16 protein-coding genes and 3 pseudogenes are annotated in these 21,841 nt (G+C 71.3%); 11 read left to right on the top strand and 8 right to left on the bottom strand.

The window, feature by feature from the left end:
* The first annotated feature begins 272 nt into the window (after positions 1–272).
* Complete coding sequence (locus ACGFU6_RS33735) at positions 273–662, top strand: ATP-binding protein (protein WP_393616378.1); 390 nt, start codon at positions 273–275, stop codon at positions 660–662.
* A gap of 84 nt (positions 663–746) precedes the next feature.
* Here ACGFU6_RS33735 and dapC read toward each other — a convergent pair whose 3' ends face one another.
* Together dapC and fdxA are read right to left on the bottom strand one after the other, a co-directional pair.
* The gene (gene dapC, locus ACGFU6_RS33730; RefSeq protein ID WP_393616377.1) at positions 747–1,844 is read right to left on the bottom strand and encodes a succinyldiaminopimelate transaminase; all 1,098 of its coding nucleotides are present in this window, start codon (positions 1,842–1,844) and stop codon (positions 747–749) included.
* A gap of 158 nt (positions 1,845–2,002) precedes the next feature.
* The gene (gene fdxA / locus ACGFU6_RS33725) at positions 2,003–2,323 is read right to left on the bottom strand and encodes a ferredoxin (RefSeq protein ID WP_018956287.1); all 321 of its coding nucleotides are present in this window, start codon (positions 2,321–2,323) and stop codon (positions 2,003–2,005) included.
* Positions 2,324–2,440: 117 nt separating this feature from the next.
* Between fdxA and ACGFU6_RS33720 the strand changes: the two genes are divergently transcribed.
* Together ACGFU6_RS33720 and ACGFU6_RS33715 are read left to right on the top strand one after the other, a co-directional pair.
* Positions 2,441–3,442, top strand: a complete 1,002-nt coding sequence (locus ACGFU6_RS33720; RefSeq protein WP_393616376.1) for a GNAT family N-acetyltransferase — start codon at positions 2,441–2,443, stop codon at positions 3,440–3,442.
* Positions 3,443–3,446: 4 nt separating this feature from the next.
* Complete coding sequence (locus tag ACGFU6_RS33715; protein ID WP_393616375.1) at positions 3,447–4,286, top strand: transglutaminase-like domain-containing protein; 840 nt, start codon at positions 3,447–3,449, stop codon at positions 4,284–4,286.
* A 24-nt stretch (positions 4,287–4,310) separates the two neighbouring features.
* Here ACGFU6_RS33715 and ACGFU6_RS33710 read toward each other — a convergent pair whose 3' ends face one another.
* Positions 4,311–6,329, bottom strand: a complete 2,019-nt coding sequence (locus ACGFU6_RS33710; protein WP_393616374.1) for a GTP-binding protein — start codon at positions 6,327–6,329, stop codon at positions 4,311–4,313.
* A 407-nt stretch (positions 6,330–6,736) separates the two neighbouring features.
* Here ACGFU6_RS33710 and ACGFU6_RS33705 point away from each other — a divergent pair, with 407 nt between their 5' ends.
* The 3 genes and pseudogenes from ACGFU6_RS33705 to thrS form a co-directional block, all read left to right on the top strand.
* The gene (locus ACGFU6_RS33705) at positions 6,737–7,573 is read left to right on the top strand and encodes a hypothetical protein (protein ID WP_393616373.1); all 837 of its coding nucleotides are present in this window, start codon (positions 6,737–6,739) and stop codon (positions 7,571–7,573) included.
* A 150-nt stretch (positions 7,574–7,723) separates the two neighbouring features.
* A complete protein-coding gene (locus ACGFU6_RS33700; protein ID WP_393616372.1) occupies positions 7,724–8,437 on the top strand; it encodes a class F sortase in 714 nt (237 codons plus the stop codon).
* A 201-nt stretch (positions 8,438–8,638) separates the two neighbouring features.
* A pseudogene (thrS, locus tag ACGFU6_RS33695) lies at positions 8,639–9,871 on the top strand (threonine--tRNA ligase); the annotation flags it as partial.
* On the opposite strand, the gene ACGFU6_RS33690 reads toward thrS, so the two are convergent.
* Complete coding sequence (locus tag ACGFU6_RS33690; protein WP_393616371.1) at positions 9,868–11,073, bottom strand: MFS transporter; 1,206 nt, start codon at positions 11,071–11,073, stop codon at positions 9,868–9,870. The pseudogene thrS and the gene ACGFU6_RS33690 overlap by 4 nt on opposite strands.
* Before the next feature lie 84 nt (positions 11,074–11,157).
* Between ACGFU6_RS33690 and ACGFU6_RS33685 the strand changes: the two genes are divergently transcribed.
* The 3 genes from ACGFU6_RS33685 (at position 11,158) to ACGFU6_RS33675 (ending at position 14,445) form a co-directional block, all read left to right on the top strand.
* Positions 11,158–11,736 carry a sugar O-acetyltransferase gene (locus ACGFU6_RS33685; protein WP_393616370.1) on the top strand — a complete coding sequence of 193 codons (579 nt, stop codon included), beginning with the start codon at positions 11,158–11,160 and terminating at the stop codon, positions 11,734–11,736.
* 21 nt (positions 11,737–11,757) lie between these two features.
* Positions 11,758–12,315, top strand: a complete 558-nt coding sequence (locus ACGFU6_RS33680; protein WP_393616369.1) for a TetR/AcrR family transcriptional regulator — start codon at positions 11,758–11,760, stop codon at positions 12,313–12,315.
* A 330-nt stretch (positions 12,316–12,645) separates the two neighbouring features.
* Complete coding sequence (locus ACGFU6_RS33675) at positions 12,646–14,445, top strand: coagulation factor 5/8 type domain-containing protein (protein ID WP_393616368.1); 1,800 nt, start codon at positions 12,646–12,648, stop codon at positions 14,443–14,445.
* 126 nt (positions 14,446–14,571) lie between these two features.
* Here ACGFU6_RS33675 and rph read toward each other — a convergent pair whose 3' ends face one another.
* Complete coding sequence (gene rph, locus ACGFU6_RS33670; protein WP_393616367.1) at positions 14,572–17,175, bottom strand: rifamycin-inactivating phosphotransferase; 2,604 nt, start codon at positions 17,173–17,175, stop codon at positions 14,572–14,574.
* Between the two features lie 442 nt (positions 17,176–17,617).
* Here rph and ACGFU6_RS33665 point away from each other — a divergent pair, with 442 nt between their 5' ends.
* Positions 17,618–18,622, top strand: a complete 1,005-nt coding sequence (locus tag ACGFU6_RS33665; protein ID WP_393616419.1) for an Ig-like domain-containing protein — start codon at positions 17,618–17,620, stop codon at positions 18,620–18,622.
* Positions 18,623–18,713: 91 nt separating this feature from the next.
* Here the strand turns inward: ACGFU6_RS33665 and ACGFU6_RS33660 are convergent, their stop codons facing one another.
* From ACGFU6_RS33660 to ACGFU6_RS33650, 3 genes and pseudogenes are all read right to left on the bottom strand, one after another.
* Positions 18,714–20,090: an alpha-amylase family protein gene (locus ACGFU6_RS33660; RefSeq protein WP_393616366.1), complete on the bottom strand. Its 1,377-nt coding sequence runs from the start codon at positions 20,088–20,090 to the stop codon at positions 18,714–18,716.
* Positions 20,091–20,302: 212 nt separating this feature from the next.
* Positions 20,303–21,157: an ABC transporter permease gene (locus ACGFU6_RS33655; protein ID WP_393616365.1), complete on the bottom strand. Its 855-nt coding sequence runs from the start codon at positions 21,155–21,157 to the stop codon at positions 20,303–20,305.
* Positions 21,154–21,498 (bottom strand): annotated as a pseudogene (locus ACGFU6_RS33650) (ABC transporter ATP-binding protein); the annotation flags it as partial. The pseudogene ACGFU6_RS33650 and the gene ACGFU6_RS33655, both read right to left, overlap by 4 nt.
* Here ACGFU6_RS33650 and ACGFU6_RS33645 point away from each other — a divergent pair.
* Positions 21,489–21,824 (top strand): annotated as a pseudogene (locus ACGFU6_RS33645) (response regulator transcription factor); the annotation flags it as partial. The pseudogenes ACGFU6_RS33650 and ACGFU6_RS33645 sit on opposite strands and share 10 nt — an antisense overlap.
* Positions 21,825–21,841 lie beyond the last annotated feature (17 nt).

Raw genomic sequence — 21,841 nt, 5'->3', positions numbered from 1 at the left:
TACAGGGGGTCCGGGCATTCCTGGAACAGGCTCCGCACACGGGTTCGCGTGACCCCTTCGGGAGGGTCCAATTTCCTTGCGGGCAAAGGGAAGTGACGGTTCGTCCAACGGCCGGGGAATGCATTGTCTGCCCGGGTTCCTCCGTTGCGGATTATGTGACGCATTGCCGACTCTTTACGTCGGTTCACCGCAACCTCCCCCGCCCCCAGGACGGTTGTCATGACGTCCGGTCCACGGACAGTGCAGATTCCACACCCCGTCGAAGGAGCATCATGTCCCTCCCCCTGACCCGTCGGATCGCCCGTACCGCGCTGCTGATCGCGGCGGGTGCGGCCCCCGTGGTCGGTGCGGCCGGTGCCGCCGGTGCCGCGGAGCTCCCGCAGGCTCCGGAGCTCGGCGGTCTCACCACCGTCGACGGCGCCGGTCTCGGCAAGACGGTCGACGGCGTGTCCAAGCAGGGCGCCGAGACCGGCGGCAAGGTCGTCGGGACCACGCTGCCGGTGGCGAGCAAGACCCTCGGCGAGACGGCCGGCAAGGCCGCCCCCGCCGTCGGCAAGGCCGCGACCGGCGGTGCGACCGACACCCTCGGTGGCGCGGCCAAGGGCGGACTGCCCACCGGCAGCCTCGGCGGCCTGCCGACGCAGGGCCTGCCGCTCGGCTGATCCACGCCGCACCGGTACGGCAACGCGCGAGGGCCTGAGGAGTGCGCACCCCTCAGGCCCTCGCGCGTGTCACCGGACGGGCGCTCAGCCCAGTCGCTTGACCGCGGCCGCCACGCGCTCGTCCGTGGCCGTGAACGCCACGCGCACGAAGCGGTCTCCGGCCGGGCCGTAGAAGTCCCCGGGCGCCACCAGGATGCCCAGCTCCGCCAGGTACGCCACGGTGTCCCAGCAGGGCTCGTCGCGGGTCGCCCACAGGTAGAGGCTCGCCTCGCTGTGCTCGATCCGGAAGCCGTGGGCCTCCAGCGCCGTGCGCAGGGCGGCGCGGCGGGCGGCGTAGCGGGCGCGCTGCCCGGTCACGTGCGCGTCGTCACCGAGCGCGGCGACGGCGGCCGCCTGGACCGGTGCGGGCGTCATCATCCCGCCGTGCTTGCGGATCAGCAGCAGCTCGCCCAGGACGGCCGCGTCGCCCGCGATGAAAGCGGCGCGGTACCCGGCGAGGTTGGAGCGCTTGGAGAGCGAGTGGACGGCGACGACGCCCTCGTACGTACCGCCGCAGACGTCCGGGTGGAGCACCGAGACCGGTTCGGCCTCCCAGCCCAGCTCCAGGTAGCACTCGTCGCTGAGGACCAGCACGTCGTGCTCGCGCGCCCAGGCGACGATCCGGGTCAGCTCGTCCTTGGCCAGCACCTTGCCGGTCGGGTTGGACGGGGAGTTGAGCCAGAGCAGCTTGAGCCCGGCCGGGTCCAGCTCGGTCGGGTCGTCGTACGCGACCGGCTCGGCGCCGCAGAGCCGGGCGCCGACCTCGTAGGTCGGGTAGGCGAGCCGGGGGTAGGCGACCTTGTCGCCGGCGCCGAGGCCGAGCTGGGTCGGCAGCCAGGCCACCAGTTCCTTGGAGCCGACGACGGGCAGCACGTTCTCGTGGGTCACCGAGACCGCGCCGAGCCGCCGCTCCACCCACCCGGTGAGCGCGTCGCGCAGCGCGGCGGTCCCCCACACCGTCGGGTAGCCGGGGCTGTCCGAAGCGGCGACGAGCGCCCGCTGGATCAGCTCGGGCACCGGGTCGACGGGGGTGCCGACGGACAGGTCCACGATGCCGTCCGGGTGGCCCTCGGCCGTCGACTTGTAGGGCGCGAGCCGGTCCCAGGGAAAGACGGGGAGGCGGGAGGAGACTGCTGCGGACACGGATCTCTGCTTTCTGGTGCGGGGTTCGGGCTCATGACACGGCGGAGGTCACGGCCGATGTGACGGCCGGCGTCGCGGCGGGGAGGGGTGCGGAAACGCCTCGGTCCCGCACGGTGACGAGCCGTACGGGACCGGGGTGACGCACGTGCCGGACGCTGCTACTGGTTCTGCGGCGGCAAGGCCGCGATGAACGCGTGGTCGCGCTCGATCAGACCCAGCTTGGAAGCACCACCCGGCGACCCGAGGTCGTCGAAGAACTCGACGTTCGCCTTGTAGTAGTCCTTCCACTCCTCCGGGGTGTCGTCCTCGTAGAAGATCGCCTCGACCGGGCAGACCGGCTCACAGGCCCCGCAGTCGACGCACTCGTCCGGGTGGATGTACAAGGACCGCTGGCCCTCATAGATACAGTCGACGGGGCACTCTTCGATGCAGGCCTTGTCCTTTACGTCGACACAAGGCTGCGCGATGACGTAGGTCACGCTGTCGTTCCTCCTCGGTAGGGCGTTGGCTCTCGCGCGGGAGCGCGGCGTCGTCGATGCCCGCACCTAGTATCTCCGTTCCCGGGCACGATCCGAACAGGAGGGGCGGACAGAGCTGTGGAATTCACCATCGGCGGACGGCTGGAGATCCGGATCACACCGGCTGACGTGGGCAAACGGGTCTCGGTCCGCCGCCTGCTCCAGGACGGTCCGCAGGGGCCGAAATTCACTGACACGGTTGGCGTTCTCACATCGTGGGACAGCGGTGTGCTGTCCGTCACACCGAAGAGCGGTGAAACCGTCCGCATCGCGGAATCGTCCCTGGTGGCGGGGAAGACCGTACCGGCCGCGCCGCCCAGGCGACGCGGCCCGGCGGCCTCCTTCGGCGAACTCGCCCGGGTCTGTGCCCGTGCCTGGCAGCCGGTGGAGAGCGAGCCGCTCGGTGACTGGCTGCTGCGCGCCGCCGGCGGGTTCACCCGGCGCGCCAACTCCGTGCTGCCGCTGGGGGATCCGGGCGTTCCGCTCGACGCCGCGCTCGCGCGGGTGCGGCAGTGGTACGCCGACCGGGATCTGGTGCCCTACGTCCAGACGGCGACCGGGGCGCAGGGCACCCAGGAGGAGCTGTGCGCGGCGCTGGAGGAGCACGGATGGCGGCGCGAGGTGACGGCGGAGGTGCGGATCGCGTCGCTGGCCCCGATCGGTGATCTGGCGGCCGAGGTGTCGCGGGTGCGCCTCAGCCGTGCGGTGGACGCGGCGTGGCTCTCGCGCTACCAGCGCTTCGAGACCCCTGGCCCGGAGGTTGGGGCGGTGCTCGGCAGCGGTCCGTCGGTGTGGTTCGCGACCGTGGCGGGCGATGACGGCGGGGCCGCGCCCGCCGCGATCGGCCGCTGCGTGGTGGACGGGCGGTGGGCCGGGTTCATGGCCGTCGAGGTGGCCCCCGGGCACCGGCGCCGGGGACTGGCCACCACGGTGATGACCGCACTGGCCCGGCAGGCGATGGACGAGGGCGCCTCGGCCGGGTGGCTCCAGGTGGAGGCGGAGAACGAAGGCGCCCGTGCGCTGTACGACGGGATGGGGTTCGCCACCCACCACCGCTACCACCACTTCCGGCCGACGTAGCGCGATGGCTCCCGAGAGGCACGACAGGGAAGAGATCCGCCGCCGGTTCGCGGAGGAAGCGCGGGCCGAGCGGCCGGACCTGGCGCTGCTCTGCCTGCTGCTGGCGGCGGAGGCGGATCCCGCGCTGGACGCGAACGGGATCGACGCGGCGCAGATCGAGCTGGACCGGCTCGCGGGCCTGCTGCCGTACGGGCTGCGCGGCGGCCGGGCCTGGGCCTCCGCACTGGCCGAACTGCTCGGTGAACGGTACGGGTTCGAGGGCTCGTCGGCGGAGTACCAGCGCCTTGAATCGTCCCTGCTGCACGAGGTGCTGCGGCGCCGGCGCGGGCTGCCGATCCTGCTGTCGGTGGTGTGGATCGAGGTGGCCCGGCGGGCGGGCGCCCCGGTGTACGGGGTGGCGCTGCCGGGCCACTTCGTGGTCGGTTTCGGCGATCCGGAGGAGCCGGTGCTGGCCGATCCGTTCGCCGGCGGCCGTCCGCTGTCGGGCCAGGACGCGGAACTGCTGGTGGCGGGCGCGACCGGGGAGCCGCTTGAGCCGTCGATGCTGGTACCCGCGCGGCCGCTGGAGACGGTGCTGCGGATCCTGAACAACATCCGGGCCTGGGCGGCGGCCCGCCCGGAACGCTCCGACGTGGCGCTGTGGGCGGTGGAGCTGTCCCTGCTGCTGCCCTCGCACCCGGCCCGGCTGCGGTACGAACGGGCTCAGTTGCTCGTCCGCAGCGGGGAGTTCCTGCGCGGGGCGGCGGAACTGGAGGAGTACGCGGACGTGGTCGCGGATGTCGAGCCGGAGGCCGCGGAGGCGGTCCGGCGCAGCGCGCGGGCGGCGCGGGCCCGGCTCAACTGAGCCGGTGGCGGGCCCGCGGCCGCCTCAGCCGCCGGACGGGCCCGGCCCCCGCAGCGCCGCGTGCAGCAGGTACTCCTTCCGGTCGAGCGGGTTGTGGTCGGTGCGGGAGCGCCTCGGGAGGGCGCCGACGACCGGCCGGTGCGTGGCGAACGCGGATTCCAGCAGGCCTTCGCCCCGGGTCAGCGACGGGAGCCGCTGCTGCAGTTCGTGCACCCTGGCCGCCGGGATCTCGCCCTCCAGCACGCAGTTCGCGCCGTCCACGGCCGGGGCGCCCGGGACGGCCGTCAGGTGGGCGAGGACCGGCAGGAGCGGGCCGAGCGCGTCCGCGGGCAGTTCCAGCCGGAAGCGGTGCATCGGCTCGTACACCGTGGTGCCGGCCCGCTGGAGCGCCGACATCAGGACCAGCGGGGTCAGGCTGCGGAAGTCCCCCGCGGTGCTCGACATGGACTTGTCGAAGGTGCCGTGCGCATGGCTCTGGCGGGGCCAGTAGCCGGAGTGCGTCATGGTGACCGTGCAGTCGGTGACGCGCCAGCCGTACAGGCCCTGTGCGAGCGTCTCGAACACGGTCTCCTCGACCGCCCTCATCAGGGAGTACGGCATGGAGCCGAGCTCCACCCCCAGCCGGTAGTCCACCCCGCTGCCGGCCGGGGCGGGATCGACGCGCAGGCCGACCGTCGCGAGAAAGGGATTGTCGTCCTTGTCGATGATCTCGAATGCGGCACCGGTGCCGGACGGCCTTTCCAGACAGATGGTCGTGGTCTCGCGGAAGGTGACATCGATTCCGAATTCCTCCGCGAGGGTCGCCTCGATGACTTCCTTCTGCACTTCGCCGTAGAGCGATACGGAGACTTCTTTGCGGATGTCGTCCTGGCGCAGGTCGATCAGCGGATCCTGTTCGGCGAGCTGTGCGAGGGCGAGATGCAGTTCTCCCCTGGAGGCGGGCGGTTCGGGTACCACGACGGATTCGAGGGTGGGCGGGGCGAAATGGTGTTCACCGGCCCCTTCCGGAGCGACACCGACCGCGTCCCCGATCCGGATGTCGCTCAGTCCTCGGAGCTTCGCGATGCGTCCCGGTCCGACCGACGGACGGGGCGTGTCCGAGCCGTCGGCGAAGACGCTGATCCCGGTCACCCTGCCCTCGCCGGCAGCGGCCGGCCCGCGCCCGAACGGGAGCCGGTCGCGGGTGCGTACGGTGCCCGAGAACATCCGGACGTAGGCGAGTTTCTCGCCCGCGGGGGCGCGTTCGACCTTGAAGACGGTACCGGAGACCGGCCCGTCGGCATCGCCCCGCGCGCCGGGCAGCAACTCCTTGATCCCGCTGGTCAGCGCGGCGATTCCGGCGCCGGTCACGGCCGAGCCGAAGTACACGGGGTGGACGAGCGCCCGTCCGCTCTGGGCCGCCAGCTCCTCGTGGAGCCGGCCGGGCGCGAGTACGTCGCCGCCCTCGACGTACTCGGTCAGCAGGGCGTCGTCGTGCTCGGTGAGCAGGTCCGTCAGCCGGCCGGTGAGCCGGGGGTCGTCGGCCGCGTAGGACGGGCAGTGCGCGTCGCGGGTGCCGAGGCCGGTGACGGCCGGTCCCATCGCGACGGCGTTCGGCGTGAGCTTCTCCGTGATGTCGCGCAGTACCTGCTCGTACCGGGCTCCGGCGCGGTCGGCCTTGTTCACGAAGACGAGCGTCGGGATGCGCAGCCGCTGGAGCGTCCGCATCAGGACGCGGGTCTGCGCCTGGACGCCCTCCACGGCGGAGATGACCAGCACGGCGCCGTCGAGCACGCTCAGCACCCGTTCCACCTCGGCGATGAAGTCCGGGTGGCCGGGGGTGTCGATCAGGTTGACGGTGACGTCGTCGATATCGAACGAGACGACCGCCGATTTGATCGTGATGCCGCGTCGCCGTTCGAGCGCGAGGGAGTCGGTCCGGGTGTTCCCGTCATCGACCCGGCCGAGTTCGCCGACGATTCCGGCGGTGTGGAGCAGTCGCTCCGTCAGGCTTGTCTTACCGGCGTCGACATGCGCCAGAATTCCAAGATTCAGCGTGTGCACAGAACTCCATGTTCTCAGCTTCGGTGTGAATTCCCGTCTGAACGAACATGTGAGATCGGCGCATGGAGGTCTCCTGGCTCTGTCGGCTTGTGCGGTGAGTACAGCAGTCGGCCCGGCGGCGGTGCAACCCGTTTATCGGAAGCGTGATCCCTGATCCGGTGCGGTGAGGAACTGTCAGCTGACGACGGTTCGGCAGAAGTCCAAACCTCTCCCCGGCGCGGCGTGCCGTCCAACGGGTGATTATCCGCGCTCCGCCACTCGATGAGCCCATGGCGTAGCTCCAATGCGGCGCTCCCCGATGGCGCGCCCCGGCGTTCCGGCTGACGGTGGATCACGTAGCCACTGCGCCACTACGAGTAGACATTCTCGTCACTCTCCGCAGTCGCGACGAAAGGAAATGTGTTCAGATGCGCTCTGCCCGCACACTGTTCGCTTCGGCCGCCGTCACGGCGGTCCTCACGATCACCGCTCCCTCCGCCTACGCCATCGCCGTCTCCGAGGACGGGGGCCACGACAGTGGCTCGTCCTCCCGCAGCGAGGAGCACGGCAAGTCGGACGAGGGCGGCAAGTACAAGGACAAGGACGGCGACAAGCCCCGCGGCGGCATGCACACCGGCGGCGGCGCCCTGTCGATGACGGTCGCCGGCGACCGCGACGAGCACGGCAAGTCCGATGAGCACGGCAAGTCGGACGAGCACGGCAAGTCGGACGACGAGGGCTGGAAGAAGGACAAGCCCAGCGGCGGCATGCACACCGGCGGCGGCGCGCTGTCGATGACGGTCGCCAAGGAGTGGCAGCCCGGCAACGACGACGAGGGCGGCAAGTACAAGGACGAGGACAAGGAGAAGCCCCGCGGCGGCATGCACACCGGCGGCGGCGCCCTGTCGATGACGGTCGCCAAGGAGTGGCAGCCCGGCAACGACGACGAGGGCGGCAAGTACAAGGACGAGGACAAGGAGAAGCCCCGCGGCGGTATGCACGCCGGCGGCGGCGCCCTGTCGTCGACGGTCGCCAAGGAGTGGCAGCCGGGCAACGACGAGGGCGGCAAGTCGGACGAGCACGGCAAGTCGGACGACGAGGGCTGGAAGAAGGACAAGCCCAGCGGCGGCATGCACACCGGTGGTGGCGCGATGGCCATGACCGGCAGTGGTCTGGCCGCCGGTTCGCTGCTGTTGCTCGGTGGCGTCGGCGTCGGCGCCTACAAGCTGCGTCGCCGCCAGGCGACGGGCGGCGCGATGGCCTGACCCGACCGCACTGCCGGCCGGTAGCTCCACTGTCGCGGCCGCTGTCCCTCCGGACGGCGGCCGCGGCGCCTTCGTTTCCCCCGCATCCGGCGCTCCGGCGCCACCGCATCCCCGCCACCGCTGTCCCGCGCAGACGAAAGGCTCGTTCCCATGGCCGCCCCGCAGTCGCCCGGTTCACCCTCCTCCCGGACTGCCTCCGACACCGTCACGCTCGGCCGCGCCCTGCTCTGGCCCGCCGCGGCGGCCGGTCTCGGCATGCTCCTGATCTACAACTCGGTCGGCTCCCCGGCCGACGACAAACCGCCCGCCCCGCCCTCGGTCGCCGCGCCCGCCGCCCCGGCCCCCGCGCCCGCGTCGGCCTCCGCGGCCCCGAAGACGGCCGACCCGGGACCGTCCCTGCCCCGGTCCGTGCCGAAGCGGCTGCGGATCCCGGCCATCGCGGTGGACGCGCCGTTCACCCCGCTGGCGATCGGGGCCTCGGGCCGGCTCGACGCGCCTCCCCCGAACGACAAGAACCTGGCCGGCTGGTTCAAGGACGGGGTGACGCCCGGCGAGCGCGGGGCGGCGATCGTCGCGGGCCATGTGGACACGACGACCGGCCCCGCGATCTTCCTGCAACTGCGTTTCCTGCGGCCCGGCTCGACGGTCGACATCACGCGCACGGACGGCACGGTGGCCACGTTCAAGGTCGACACCGTCGAGACGTTCAGCAAGGCGAAGTTCCCCGACAAGCGGGTGTACGCCGACACCCCGGACGCCCAGCTGCGCCTGATCACCTGCGGCGGCAACTACGACAGGACGGTCAAGGACTACGAGGACAACGTGGTCGTGTTCGCCCACCTCGACGCGTCGAAGAAGGGCTGACCTCCTCGTGCCCACGCGCCCCGCGCGATATTCCCGCGCGGGGCGCCGGGGGCCCCTGCTAGCGTCCCCCGCATGAAGCGCGCCGCTGTGACGACGACGCCGGAGAGTGTCCCGGCGCGCTGACTGCTGACCAGTTGCAAGCCCCGGGGCGGGTGCCCCGGGGCTTCTGCTTGCGGTGACTCGCCCCTCGTACGCGAGGAGACCGCCATGCACGACCACCGCAGGCTCGGCCGCGAGCTGGAGCTGTTCGACACCGACCCGCTGATCGGCGCGGGGCTTCCCTACTGGCTGCCCGACGGCGCGGCGCTGCGGCACACCCTGGAGGAGTACGTCCGCACCGCCGAGCGGCAGGCCGGTTACCGGCACGTGTACTCGCCGGTGCTCGGCAAACGGGAGCTTTACGAGATCTCGGGGCACTGGTCGAACTACAGCGACGACATGTTCCCGCCGATGGACCTGGGCGGCGAACAGGTGGTGCTGCGGCCGAGCCTGTGCCCGCACCACGCGGTCATCTACCGCTCCCGCGCGCACAGTTACCGCGAGCTGCCGCTGCGGATGGCCGAGCTGGGCGGCATGTACCGCTCGGAGCTGTCCGGGGTGCTCGGCGGGCTGACCAGGGTGCGGGCCATCCAGCTGAACGACGCGCACATCTTCTGCACCCCGGATCAGGTCGCCGGGGAGGCGCGGGCCGCGCTCGGCATGATCCGCCGGGCGTACGAGGCACTCGGCATCCGGCCGGCCCGCCTCCGGCTCTCGCTCCCGGGGCCGGGCGGGAAGTACGTCGCAGCGCCGGAGCTGTGGCGCCGCTCCACCGCCCTGCTGACCGAGGTGCTCGAATCGTCCGGGCTGCCGTACGAGCCGGCCGAGGGCGAGGCCGCGTTCTACGGGCCCAAGATCGACGTCCAGGTCGCGGATCCGGCGGGCCGCGAGTCGACCCTGTCCACCGTCCAGGTGGACTTCCACCAGCCGGAGCGCTTCGATCTGCACTACATCGGGGCCGACGGCGCGAAGCACCGCCCGGTCATGGTGCACCGCAGCATCATCGGCAGCGTGGAGCGGGCCGTCGCCCACCTCGTCGAGCAGCACGGCGGCGCCTTCCCCGGCTGGCTCTCCCCCACCCAGATCGTGATCCTGCCGGTCTCGGACGCCGAACTACCGAACGCCGAGGAGCTCGCCCGCCGGTGCACCGGGCTCGGGCTGCGCGCGGAGGTCAGCGGCCGGGAGCGGGGCAGCCTGGGCGCCCGCATCCGGGAGGCCAGGCTCGTCCCGTACCAGGCGGTGATCGGTGCGGCGGAGGCCGCCGGGGACCTCGTCGCGCTGCGCCTGCGCGACGGGCGCCGGCTGGAGCCGAGGCCGGCCGGGGAGGCGCTCGCCCGGATCGGCGCACTCGTCGCGGCGCACAGCACCGCGCTGTGGGACGAGGGGGCCCACTAGGGCGTGACCGGGTCCGGCTCCGCGGCGGTGCGGCGGCCGGACCCGAGCGCCCCGGCCAGGGTGGCGGCGACGATCACCAGGGCGAGGACCACGGTCATCGCGAGGCGGAGGCCGATGTGGTCGGCGAGGAAGCCGAGTCCGGGCGGGCCGACGAGGAAGGCGAGGTAGCCCGCGGTGGAGACCGCGCCGACCCGTGCCGCCGCGTCGTGCGGGTGGTCGCCCGCCACGGACACGGTGACCGGGAACCCGAGCGAGGCGCCCAGCCCCCACAGCACCGTGGCGGCGCCCGCCATCGCCGGGCTCGGCGCGACGATCACCACCGCCAGGCCCAGCGCGGCGACGACCGCGCTGATCCGGACGACCACAGCCCGGCCGAAGCGCTCCAGGAGGGGGCCGCCCGCGAAGCGGCCGAGCGTCATCGAGGAGGCGAAGACCAGGAAGGTCAGCGAGCCGGCGGTGGCGCTCACCTCGTAGCCGTCCACCATCAGCAGCGGCAGCCAGTCGTTCGCGGCGCCCTCCGCGAAGGCCATGGCCAGCACGATCACCCCGATCAGGACGAGGCGCCGGTCCCGCCACACCGCCAGCTGGCCGCGCAGACCGCCCGATCCCGGGGCCCCGTTGCCGTCGTCCTTTCCGGTGCCGTGCGGGATCGACAGGACCGCCCGGACCGCGGCGGCGGCTATGAGTGCGGCGACGAGGGCCAGGTGCCGGCCCACGGGGAACGCGGCCGCGGTCAGCCCCATGCCCAGCAGCGCCCCGACCACGGTGCCGAGGCTGAAGCAGCCGTGCAGCACCGGCAGTACGGGCCGGCCGATGACGCTCTCGACGGCCGCACCCTCGATGTTGAACGCGACCTCGGCCAGCCCCATCCCGCCGCCGAACAGGGCAAGTCCGCAGAAGACCCCGGCCGCCAGCGACAGGCCCGTGCCCGCCGCGACGACCAGGAGCCCGGTGACGATCAGCGACGCCCCTACGCTGATCGCCCCCCGCCCCCCGTAGCGGCGCACGAGCGGGCCGGAGGACATGACGCCGGCCATCGAACCGACGGACAGCCCGAACAGCACGAGGCCCATCGAGCCGGTGGAGACGTCGAGCCCGTCCCGGACGGCCGGGGTGCGGGCCACCCAGGACGCCATTCCGGTGCCGGCGGCGAGCATGAAGAGGAACAGGGCGGTGCGCCAGCGGCGAGTGACGGCATCCATGGCAGCGGGGGCCTCAGCAGACGGATCGAAGAAGGAAGACAGTTGGAGCGTACGATCGTACGCCCTGAGTGTACGATCGTACGCATGAAGGATCACTTCGCGGGAGACCCCCGTACCAACCATGAGCGGATGCTGGCCGGCGACCTCTACGTCTCCGACGATCCGGACATCGCGAAGGCCCAGCAGCGCGCCGTGCGCCTCGCCGCCCGGTACCTCGCGGCGTACACCGAGGACGCCGGTGCGGCGCAGCCCCTCGTCGCCGAACTCCTCGGCGCCGTGGGTAGGGGCGTCCACATCCGGCCGCCGCTGTACGTCGACTACGGCACGTACATCACGGTCGGCGAGGACACGTTCATCAACTACAACCTCACCGCCCTGGACGTGGCCCCGATCACCATCGGCCGGGACTGCCAGATCGGGCCGAACGTACAGTTGCTCACCCCGACCCACCCGGTGGAACCCGAACCGCGCCGCGACAAGCTGGAGGCGGCCGAGCCGATCACGATCGGGGACAATGTCTGGCTCGGCGGCGGAGCGATCGTGCTGGCCGGGGTGACCATCGGGAACAACAGCGTCATCGGCGCCGGAGCCGTCGTGACGAAGGACGTCCCGGCCGACGTGGTCGCCGTGGGCAATCCGGCCCGGGTGATCCGTTCGATCTAGGGTTCGGAAGAGGGAAGCACCGTGGCGACCGGCAGGAACGACCCCGAGCGGCGGGAGCGCATCATCACCGCCGCGCTCGACCTGATCGCGGAGGAGGGGGTCGCCGGGACGTCGCACCGCAAGGTCGCCGCCCGCGCCGGGGTGCCGCTCGGATCGATGACGTATCACTTCGGCGGCATGGACGAGCTGCTGCGGGAGGCGTTCATCCGCTTCTCCAGCAGCATCGTCGCCGTCTTCGAGGAACGGCTCGGCGCCGCGAACACTCCCGACGAGGCCCGCGAGGCGGTGGCCGGTCTCGTTCACCACTTGTCGAGCGGGAACCAGCGCGAACTGGTCCTCACCCACGAGCTCTACACGCTCGCGGCCAGGAAACCCGCCTACCGTGAACTGACCCGGGAGTGGATGCGCAGGAGCCGGCGCGCGCTGGAGTGGCACTTCGACCCGGCGACGGCCCGTCAGCTGGACGCACTGATCGAAGGCCTGTCCATCCACCGTGCCCTGGAGACCGAACCGCACGACCGCGCGCTGACCGTCGAGGCGATCGCCCGCATCACCCGGCGCGCGAGCGGGAGTCACTGACCCGCACCCAGAACCCCTGGCCGGCACCCCACCTGACCAAGGTGCCGGCCAGGTCCGCGTCCGGAGCCGGCTCGGACCGCTCGTACGGCACGCCGAGGAACATCAACTCCTAAAGTCAACCGCACCCAGAACTGATCCCAGAACGGGTCAATTGCCTTTCTGCCGAAGTTATTTGTTGCGTGCAGGCGGTTCGGGTGAGGCTCTTGATGCACACCTCTTGACGTTTCCCGGGTGACGGCGGAAGCATCAACTCCCGTCGGAGAGCGCTCTCACAGACTCTCCGAGAAGCTCGTCGTGTCACCCGTACCACGACTCAGGAGACGTACGTCTATGCATGCTCCCCCCACGGAGACGCCCATGGCGCCCCCCACCGCTCCCCGTCGCAGGCGCCGTACCCGGACGTTCGGATTCGCCGCGTTCGCCGTTTCGCTGCTCATGGCCGTCCCCACCGCGCAGAACGCCTTCGGGGCGGACGCGAAGGCCATCGAGGGCGGCGGCGACCTCGGTCCGAACGTGATGGTGTTCGATCCGTCGATGCCTGACATCCAGGCCAAGGTCGACGAGGTGTTCAAGAAGCAGGAGTCGGCGCAGTTCGGCGACGGCCGCTACGCGCTGATGTTCAAGCCGGGCACGTACGACAACCTCAACGCGCAGATCGGGTTCTACACCTCGATCGCCGGTCTCGGGCTGAACCCCGACGACACCACGTTCAACGGTGATGTGACCGTCGACGCGGGCTGGTTCGACGGCAACGCCACCCAGAACTTCTGGCGTTCGGCGGAGAACCTGGCGCTCAACCCGGTCAGCGGCACCGACCGCTGGGCCGTCTCGCAGGCCGCCCCGTTCCGCCGGATGCACGTCAAGGGCGGACTCAACCTGGCCCCCGACGGCTACGGCTGGGCGAGCGGCGGGTACATCGCCGACAGCAAGATCGACGGCCAGGTCGGCCCCTACTCGCAGCAGCAGTGGTACACCCGCGACAGCTCGGTCGGCAGCTGGGGCAACGGCGTCTGGAACATGACGTTCTCCGGCGTCGAGGGCGCCCCCGCACAGAGCTTCCCGGAGCCGCCGTACACCACCCTGGAGAACACCCCGGTCTCCCGCGAGAAGCCGTTCCTGTACCTGGACGGCGACGACTACAAGGTGTTCGTCCCCGAGAAGCGCACCAACGCGCGCGGCGTCTCGTGGGCCAACGGCGCTCCCAAGGGCGAGTCGATACCGCTGGACCAGTTCTACGTGGTGAAGCCCGGCGCGACCGCCGAGACGATCAACGCGGCGGTCCAGCAGGGCCTGCACCTGCTGTTCACGCCCGGTGTCTACCACGTGGACCAGACGATCAACATCGACCGCGCCAACACCGTGGCGCTGGGTCTGGGTCTCGCCACGATCGTCCCCGACAACGGGGTCACGGCCATCAAGGTCGGTGACGTGGACGGCGTGAAGCTCGCCGGCCTGCTCGTCGACGCCGGGACCACCAACTCCAAGTCCCTCATCGAGGTCGGCACTGAGGGATCGGCCACGAGCCACGCGGACAACCCGACGTCCCTCCAGGACGTGTTCGTCCGGGTCGGCGGCGCGGGCGCCGGCAAGGCCACCACCGCCATGGTGATCAACAGCAACGACACGATCATCGACCACACCTGGCTGTGGCGCGCCGACCACGGCGAGGGGGTCGGCTGGGAGACCAACCGCTCCGACTACGGCCTCCAGGTCAACGGTGACAACGTGCTGGCGACCGGGCTGTTCGTCGAACACTTCAACAAGTACGACGTGCGCTGGTCCGGCGAGAACGGCAAGACGATCTTCTTCCAGAACGAGAAGTCGTACGACGCCCCCAATCAGGCGGCCGTCCAGAACGGTGACACCAAGGGGTTCGCGGCCTACAAGGTCGACGACTCCGTCACCACCCATGAGGGCTGGGGTCTGGGCAGTTACTGCTACTACAACGTGGACCCGACGATCGTCCAGGGCCACGGCTTCGAGGCTCCGGTGAAGCCCGGAGTGAAGTTCCACGACCTGCTCGTCGTCTCGCTCGGCGGCCAGGGACAGTACGACCACGTCATCAACGACACGGGTTCGCCCACGTCGGGGACGTCCACCGTCCCGTCGCAGGTGGTGTCCTTCCCGTAGGAAGCGCATGACGCGGTCCGGGTCACCGGCCGGTGGCCCTGCGGCCGAGCGCGGTGTGCCCCGTCGATACACACGACGGGGCACACCGCTGTCCGGGCCGCAGGGCCGTCGGGCTCCCCCGCCCGCTCAGGGCAGGAGTTCGATGTACCCGTCGGTTCCGTGCACGCGGATCCGCCGCCCGTCCTCGATCAGCCGGGTGGCCCCCTCCACGCCCACGACGGCCGGTAGTCCGTACTCCCGGGCGATCACCGCGCCGTGCGTCATCAGGCCGCCGACCTCGGTCACCAGGCCCGCGATGCCGACGAACAGCGGCGACCAGCTGGGGTCGGTGAAGGTCGTGACCAGGATGTCGCCCGCTTCCAGATCGGCGTCCGCCATGTCCAGGACGACGCGGGCCCGGCCCTCGACCGTCCCGGCGGAGACCGGCAGCCCCGCCAGGGCGCCGTCCGGCACGTCGTCGCGCCGGTACGCCCCGGTCAGCGCCTCGCCGTCCGAGGTGAGCACCCGGGGCGGGGTGAGCGTCCGGTACGAGCGGAACGCCTCCTTGCGCCGCTCGATGAGCCGGCCGTCCGCCTCGCCGGAGCGCACGACGTCGCCGAGTTCCTGGAACGTCAGGTAGAAGGCGTCCTCCCGCTCGGGGATCACCCCGGCCCGCACCAGGCGCCCGGCCTCCGCCATCAGGGCCCGCTTGTAGACGAAGTAGCGGCTGACGATGCCGTACTTCGGGTACTCCCGGTAGCCGATGAAGGCCCTGACCCGGTCGATCATCCGCTTGGCCCCATCGGCCTTCCGGTCCCCGTCGGGCAGTGCCCGCAGCCGGGTCAGCACGTCCTGTTCCTTGCGGAGCGCCTTCTGCCGGCCCTCCTCGAAGCGCCGTCCGGCGGCGCCCGGACCGAAGTTGCGGACGTTGTCGAGGATCACGGGCGCGAGCGTGGTGGGGCGCTCGCTCCAGCGCGGCCGCGTGATGTCGATCTCGCCGACGCAGCGCATGCCGTACCGGTCGAGGTAGCCCTCGATGGCGTCGCGCGCCGCGGTTCCGCCCTCGACCTTCGCCAGCTCGTCCAGGAAGGCCGCGTCGCCGACGGACCCGGCGTCGCGCAGGAACGCCACGACCTCCGGCCGGGGGCGGATCACGTCCGCGACGTCGAGCAGCTCAAGCCCCATCTCCGACGTGATGTTGCCGGGGGCGGACAGGGTCAGGGTGTCGGCCGCGTTCTTCTCGCCCAGCCACTCCAGCAGCTTCTCGTTGAGCCACCAGGTGGCCTCCATCCCCGCCATGATCGCCCGGAAGTTGAGCGGGTCCCCGAGGACTCGTCTGTGCTCCTCGAAGGCCTCCGGCAGGTAGTCGAACAGTGCCGGTCCGCTCTTCGTCCGGATGTCGCGCTCCAGGGCGGCGACGGAGGTCCGGCTGCGCTCGATCAGCTCGGGGACGATGGCCGGGTCGGGCCCGTCCGGGACGGCGTCCCCGGGCGCCTGCGGGGCGGGGGCCGCGTCCGAGGGCGGGAGGGACAGGCCCTGGCGGTCGATCACGGTCTCCAGGGCGTCCCTGACCAGCGGATCGCCCTTCCCCATGATGTCCAGGAGGGCGGCGCGGCTCTCGGGTGCGGTGAGGCGCTGGGTGACGTCGACGAACAGCCGCCCGCCCGCCTCGTGCATCGCCACCATGGCCGTCAGCTGCCACATGGAGTACCCGAGGGGCTTCATGGGGTCGGTCATCATCTGCTGGTGACCGACGGAGACGTAGATGTGATTCTCCTGGTCACCGGCCTCGGGAATGGGGAACAGAGTGGTGATCGGCCTGCTCTGGACGATCTGGAACCCGTCGTCGGCCAGGCACCACTCGATGTCCTGCGGGCTCCCGAAGTGCGCCTCGATCCGCCGCCCGAGCCCGACGAGCCGCACGGCCTGCCCGTCCGTCAGCGCGGGCGTCTCCTGCTGTCGCGGATCGAGCTCCACCTCCCGGGTGCCGCCGCCGGGCAGGGCGTGGACGGCCCGCTGTTCGGCGGCGACCGCCTTGGCGACGACCTCGCCGTCCCGCACCGTGAAGACGTCCGGGTTCACCAGCCCGGAGACCAGCGCCTCGCCGAGGCCGAAACCGGCGTCCACGGTGGCCGTCCTGCGGTTGCCGGTGACGGGGTCGGCCGTGAACAGGATGCCGGACGCGTCCGGCAGGACCATCCGCTGCACGACCACGGCCATGTGGACCGTGCGGTGGTCGATGCCGTTGCGCCGGCGGTAGATCACGGCCCGCTCGGTGAACAGCGAGGCCCAGCAACGGCTGATGTGCCGCAGGACCGCCGACGGCCCCACGACGTTCAGGTACGTGTCCTGCTGGCCGGCGAACGAGGCCGTCGGCAGGTCCTCCGCCGTGGCGCTGGAGCGGACGGCGCAGGCGGTCCCCGCACCGAGCCGGCCGAGCGCACGGGTGACCTCCGCCGCGAGAGAGTCTGGGACGGCGGTCTCCTCGATGGTGCGGCGGATCTCCGCGCTGAGCGTGCGGACCGCCTCGCGGTCGTCCGGGTCCAGGCGCGACAGCCGCTCGATCCGGTCGTCGGCCGACGGCACCAGGTCCATGATCTGCCGGAAGGCGTCCGTCGTCACGCAGAAGCCGTCCGGCACCCGGACGCCCTCGATCCGCGAGAGCGCGCCCAGATGCGCGCCCTTGCCGCCGACGGCCCCGGTCCGGGTCTCGTCGACGTCCCTGAGGTCCAGCACGTACTGCTCGTTCATCGCCGTCATCCCTGCTTGTTCTCCCTCCGCCGAGCCGGGCGGTGCGCACCTCTGCGACCGCGCTGCCGGTCCCACCACTGATTCGACGCCACCGCGCCCCGCGCAGGCCGGCAGCAACACACGCGCGGCCGCCGGTTTCCGCAGGTCTCGGCAACGAGCGACGATTCTGCGCTCTGACGGGGGCCTTGCGGCAAGCCCCCCTGTGCGCTATAAGTTGAGAGTGGCAAGGAGAGCTCTCTCCTTGCCTTTGTGTTTTTCCGCGCCCAGCGCCGATCTCGTCCCCTCGTGTGTCCCTCTCACGCGCGCCCGTCCCGCGCCTCTTCCGCGCCCGCCCGGCCACGGACTTGACACGTGCTTTACACGCCGCCCGCAACCGCGCCGGGCCTCTCCATGTCTCTATAAATGTTGAATCCTTGAAGTAGTGACGCGAGCGGAGCAGGACATGCGGCGGGGCAAGGGCGTTATAGGGATCGCGTTGCTGGTGAGCGCGGTACTCGCGGGGACGAGCGCTTGCGGTGGCAACGGATCGGCATCGGCCGGCTCCGGGAACGGGGACGCCAAGGGCGGTTCCTCCGGCGGGGCGTCGGCGAGCGCGCACCCGTCGCCGTCGCACACGCGTCCCTCGGGTCCGCCGATGCTGCTGGAGACCATCGCGCCGCTGGACAAGGCGACGGTGGGCGTCGCCATGCCGGTCTCCGTGGTCTTCACCAACCCGGTGGCCACCTCGGCCCGTTCGAACATCGAGAAGCACCTCAAGATCTCCGCCTCCGTCCCCACCACCGGTGCCTGGCACTGGATGGGCGACAAGCGGGTCGACTGGCGTCCGCAGAACTACTGGAAGTCCGGCACCAAGGTGCGCATCGACGCCGATCTGAAGGACGTCTCCAACGGCAGCGGCCGCTACGGCACGCACGGCTACACCCACTCCTTCACCATCGGGGACGACGTCCGGGCCGATGCCTCGGTCACCGGCCACACCATGAAGGTCACCCGCAACGGCGCCCCGGTGCGGACGCTCTCCATCAACGCGGGCAGCGCCCAGTACCCGACCTGGAGCGGCACGATGGCGGTGATCGACAAGCAGGAGAAGGTCCACATGACGTCCTGCAGCGTCCACATCAGCTGCAACAAGGGCGACGCGAACTACTACGACCTGACCCTGCCCTGGGACATCCACCTCACCCAGTCGGGCACCTACGTCCACTTCTCCACCGGCGACACCAACCCGGGCAGCGGCAGCGCGCTGGGCTCGCACGGCTGTGTGCACCTCTCGCTGGCCGACGCGAAGTGGTTCTACGGCCAGGTGAAGCAGGGCGACCCCGTCACGATCACCGGCTCCCCGCGCGCCAAGGCCCCCGCCGACAACGGCTACGCCTCCTTCAACCTGTCGTGGTCGCAGTGGCTGGACCAGAGCGCGAGCGGCGCGGGCACCACGGCCGCCCTGTAGGCACCCGTACGCACACCGCCGCCCGGCAGGCGGGGTTCCAGGACCCTGCCCGCCGGGCGGCGGTGTCTGTGTGTACGGGGGACGGGGCGGCTCAGGTGTGCAGGGCCAGCGCGCCCTTCGCCGGGACGGCCGCCGTCACGGTGCCGTCGTCGCCGACCTCCACGGTGTGGCCGTCGCAGGCGTCCGGGGAGGCCTGGGCCACGTCGCAGTACGACCCTGCGGGGAGCGGGGTGGTGAAGGTCTGCCGGAGCTCGGCGTCACCGTTGTTGATGGCCACGAAGCCCTTGTCGCCCCGGCCGAAGGCGATGGCCGAGGAGCCGTTGTCCCACCAGTGCGTCAACTCCGCGCCCGCCGTGGCGTTGTGGAAGCCGACCATGCCGGTGATCGCCGTCTGCGCGTGCGTGCAGGTCCAGCCGCCGCTGCCGCAGGCTGCCGCGCCGCCGTCGGGCGGGCCGGCGTCCTTGTCCGACCACTCGTAGCCGGAGAAGACGTTCGGGGAGCCGTAGGGCGAGGCCAGCATGAAGACGTTGGCCAGGGTGTAGGCCGCGCCGTCCTTGTACGTGAGGGTGGAGCCGTTGCGCTCGGTGTCCCAGTTGTCGACGAAGGTGCGGGCGCTCCCGCTCGCCAGCTTGCCGTCGGCGACGTTCTTCAGGCCGGTGAGGGAGCCGCCCTGGAAGGCGCTCTTGAGGTGGCCGCCGTAGCGGAACTCGTCGACGTCGCCCACCCCGGTGTACTCGTCGGGCTGGACGGCCTCGCCGCCCCCGTGGATCACCTCGGTGACCCAGAAGCCGGGGTCGGCCATCTTGCCCTTGATCGCGGCGATGTCGTCGGCCGCCATGTGCTTGGCGGCGTCGATGCGGAGGCCGTCCACACCCGTCGTGCGCAGGTCGGAGAGGTAGGCGGCGATCGTCGTACGGACGGCGTCGCTGCCGGTGTCGAGGTCGGCCAGGCCGACCAGTTCACAGTTCTGGACGTCGTCGCGGTCACCGTAGTCGCTGATGTCCTTGCGGCAGGAGTGGAAGTCCTGGTCCTGGAAGAAGCCGGGGTAGTCGTACTTCGTGTACGCGGTGCCGCCGGTTCCGGTGCCGGAGCCGGACGACATGTGGTTGATGACGGCGTCGGCGACGACCTTCACTCCGGCCGAGTGGCAGCTCGCCACCATCGACGCGAAGGCGTCGCGGTCGCCGAGGCGTCCGGCGATCCGGTAGCTGACCGGCTGGTACGAGGTCCACCACTGGTCGCCCTGGATGTGCTCGGAGGCGGGCGAGACCTCGACGTAGCCGTAGCCGGCCGGACCGAGCGAGTCCGTGCAGGCCCGGGCCACCGCGTCGTACTTCCACTCGAACAGGGTGGCGGTGACGGTCCTGTCGCCCGGTGGGGTCGCCTGGGAGGTCCAGGGGGCGAAGGCGGTGACTGCGGCGGTTGCGAGCAGTCCGGCCAGTGTCGCGCGAGCGGCGCGGGAACTCATCTGCGGCTCCTTCGGTCGCGGGTACGGGCGGAGCCCGCACCCGGCGTGGGCAGCCACGCGCCTGGCCACCGTGGGGGGAGTTCGGAGCCTGCCGCTCCGGCGATGGACACGTCAAGAGTTTCGCAAGAGTTTCCAGCATGTTTCTGAAATGACTTGCAGGGAAGGCGGGTTGGGGAACTCGCAATGCGTGGACCAGCCGCCGTCCCCGGTCGTCACTGGTCCCGGCGGTGCACCGCGAGCACCGTCACCACCGCTGCCACCAGCGCCCAGAGAGCGTAGACCGTCCAGGCCCCGCCGGCCGTCCACGGGAAGAGGTCGTGGGAGCGCTGCGTCTGCGAGCTCACGAGCCGTTCCCACCCGCTGAACGGCAAGGCGTGCTGGAGCACCGCTGTCAGGTGGCGGCGCTCGCTCAGGACCATGGGGAGCAGGAGCAGCACCACCACGCACCCCACGACGGAGCCCCCGGTGTGACGGATCAGCGTGCCGATCGCCAGTCCGGCGAGCGCGGCCACCGGGGCGAGCAGCGCGGACGCCACGACGACCCGCAGCGCGCCCGGGTGGCCGAGGGACACCGAGGCGTTCCGGCCGGAGAGGATCGCCTGGGCCGAGGCGAACGAGGCGGCGGCGACCAGTGCGCCGAAGACGGTGGCGGCCGAGGCGAGCACGACCACCTTGGCCGCCATCACCGAGCGGCGGGCCGGGACCGCCGTGAACGTGGTCCGGATCAGGCCGGTGCCGTACTCGCCGGTGACGGACACCGCGCCGATGGCGGCGACGGCCAGGACGAGCACCATGGCGGAGTTCATCGTGAAGGCGTCGACGAGCGGGATGCCGTTGGCGACGAAATCCGTGCGGCTCTCCTCGTTGTACTGGTACCAGTACTTGTAGTGGTCGTAGGCCGTACCCGCGTTGAAGGCGATGACGGCGAGCGCGGTGATCGCGTACAGCCAGGGGGTCGAGCGCAGCGACCACATCTTGAGCCACTCGGCGGCCAGCAGGTCGACGAAGCGGGCGCGGGGCTCCTCCTGGGTGAGGGAGCCTGCGGGTACGGTCGTCGCCGCGGTCATCGGGGGTCTCCTGCGAGGTATTCGACGCTGTCTGCGGTGAGTTCCATGAACGCCTCTTCCAACGAGGCGCTCGACGTGGTGAGTTCATGGAGCATGAGGTGGTTGCGGAAGGCGAGTTCCCCGATCCTGGCGGCGGTCAGACCGGTCACCGTGAGCCGGTCGCCGTCGGGGGCCACCGAGGCGCCCTCGGCGGTGAGCAGCGGGGTGAGGGCTGCGGTGTCGGGACTGCCCACGGTCACGCTCAGCCGGGTGCCCCGGGCGGCGAACGCGGACAGGCTCTCGGCGGCGATGAGTTCACCTCGGCCGATGACGACGAGCCGGTCGGCGGTGTGCTCCATCTCGGGTGGTGGCGGCCGGCGACGCCCTGATAGCGCCGGGCGTGACCCGGCGGCTGATCAAGGACTTCGCGGCCCGTCCCGCCGCCGCCCCACCGCCGCGGCCGCTCACCGCGATCACCGGACGGGAGCGCGAGGTGCTGGTGCTGGTCGGCAGCGGGCTGTCGAACGCGGAGATCGCGGAGCGGCTGTTCATCAGTGTCGCCACCGCGAAGACGTATCTGACCCGGCTGCTCGCCAAGCTCGACGCGCGGGACCGGGTGCAGCTGGTGATCATCGCGTACGAGGCGGGGCTGGTGTCACCGGGCTCCCCGGGCCCGGCCGGCGGCTGAGGCGCGTGACCGGGGCA

This window comes from Streptomyces sp. NPDC048462 (assembly GCF_043200175.1).
In the GTDB taxonomy this organism is placed as follows: domain Bacteria; phylum Actinomycetota; class Actinomycetes; order Streptomycetales; family Streptomycetaceae; genus Streptomyces.
This window is presented reverse-complemented; position numbering and strand designations above follow the sequence as displayed.

What these genes read in the sequence shown, in the direction of transcription:
- ACGFU6_RS33715 (WP_393616375.1), top strand. Translation starts at nt 3,447, where the DNA reads ATGGCTCCCGAGAGGCACGACAGGGAAGAGATCCGCCGCCGGTTCGCG.
- ACGFU6_RS33665 (WP_393616419.1), top strand. Translation starts at nt 17,618, where the DNA reads ATGCGGCGGGGCAAGGGCGTTATAGGGATCGCGTTGCTGGTGAGCGCG.
- ACGFU6_RS33675 (WP_393616368.1), top strand. Translation starts at nt 12,646, where the DNA reads ATGCATGCTCCCCCCACGGAGACGCCCATGGCGCCCCCCACCGCTCCC.
- ACGFU6_RS33700 (WP_393616372.1), top strand. Translation starts at nt 7,724, where the DNA reads ATGGCCGCCCCGCAGTCGCCCGGTTCACCCTCCTCCCGGACTGCCTCC.
- ACGFU6_RS33655 (WP_393616365.1), bottom strand. Translation starts at nt 21,157, where the DNA reads ATGACCGCGGCGACGACCGTACCCGCAGGCTCCCTCACCCAGGAGGAG.
- ACGFU6_RS33705 (WP_393616373.1), top strand. Translation starts at nt 6,737, where the DNA reads ATGCGCTCTGCCCGCACACTGTTCGCTTCGGCCGCCGTCACGGCGGTC.
- ACGFU6_RS33685 (WP_393616370.1), top strand. Translation starts at nt 11,158, where the DNA reads ATGAAGGATCACTTCGCGGGAGACCCCCGTACCAACCATGAGCGGATG.
- ACGFU6_RS33690 (WP_393616371.1), bottom strand. Translation starts at nt 11,073, where the DNA reads ATGGATGCCGTCACTCGCCGCTGGCGCACCGCCCTGTTCCTCTTCATG.
- ACGFU6_RS33735 (WP_393616378.1), top strand. Translation starts at nt 273, where the DNA reads ATGTCCCTCCCCCTGACCCGTCGGATCGCCCGTACCGCGCTGCTGATC.
- ACGFU6_RS33660 (WP_393616366.1), bottom strand. Translation starts at nt 20,090, where the DNA reads ATGAGTTCCCGCGCCGCTCGCGCGACACTGGCCGGACTGCTCGCAACC.
- rph (WP_393616367.1), bottom strand. Translation starts at nt 17,175, where the DNA reads ATGAACGAGCAGTACGTGCTGGACCTCAGGGACGTCGACGAGACCCGG.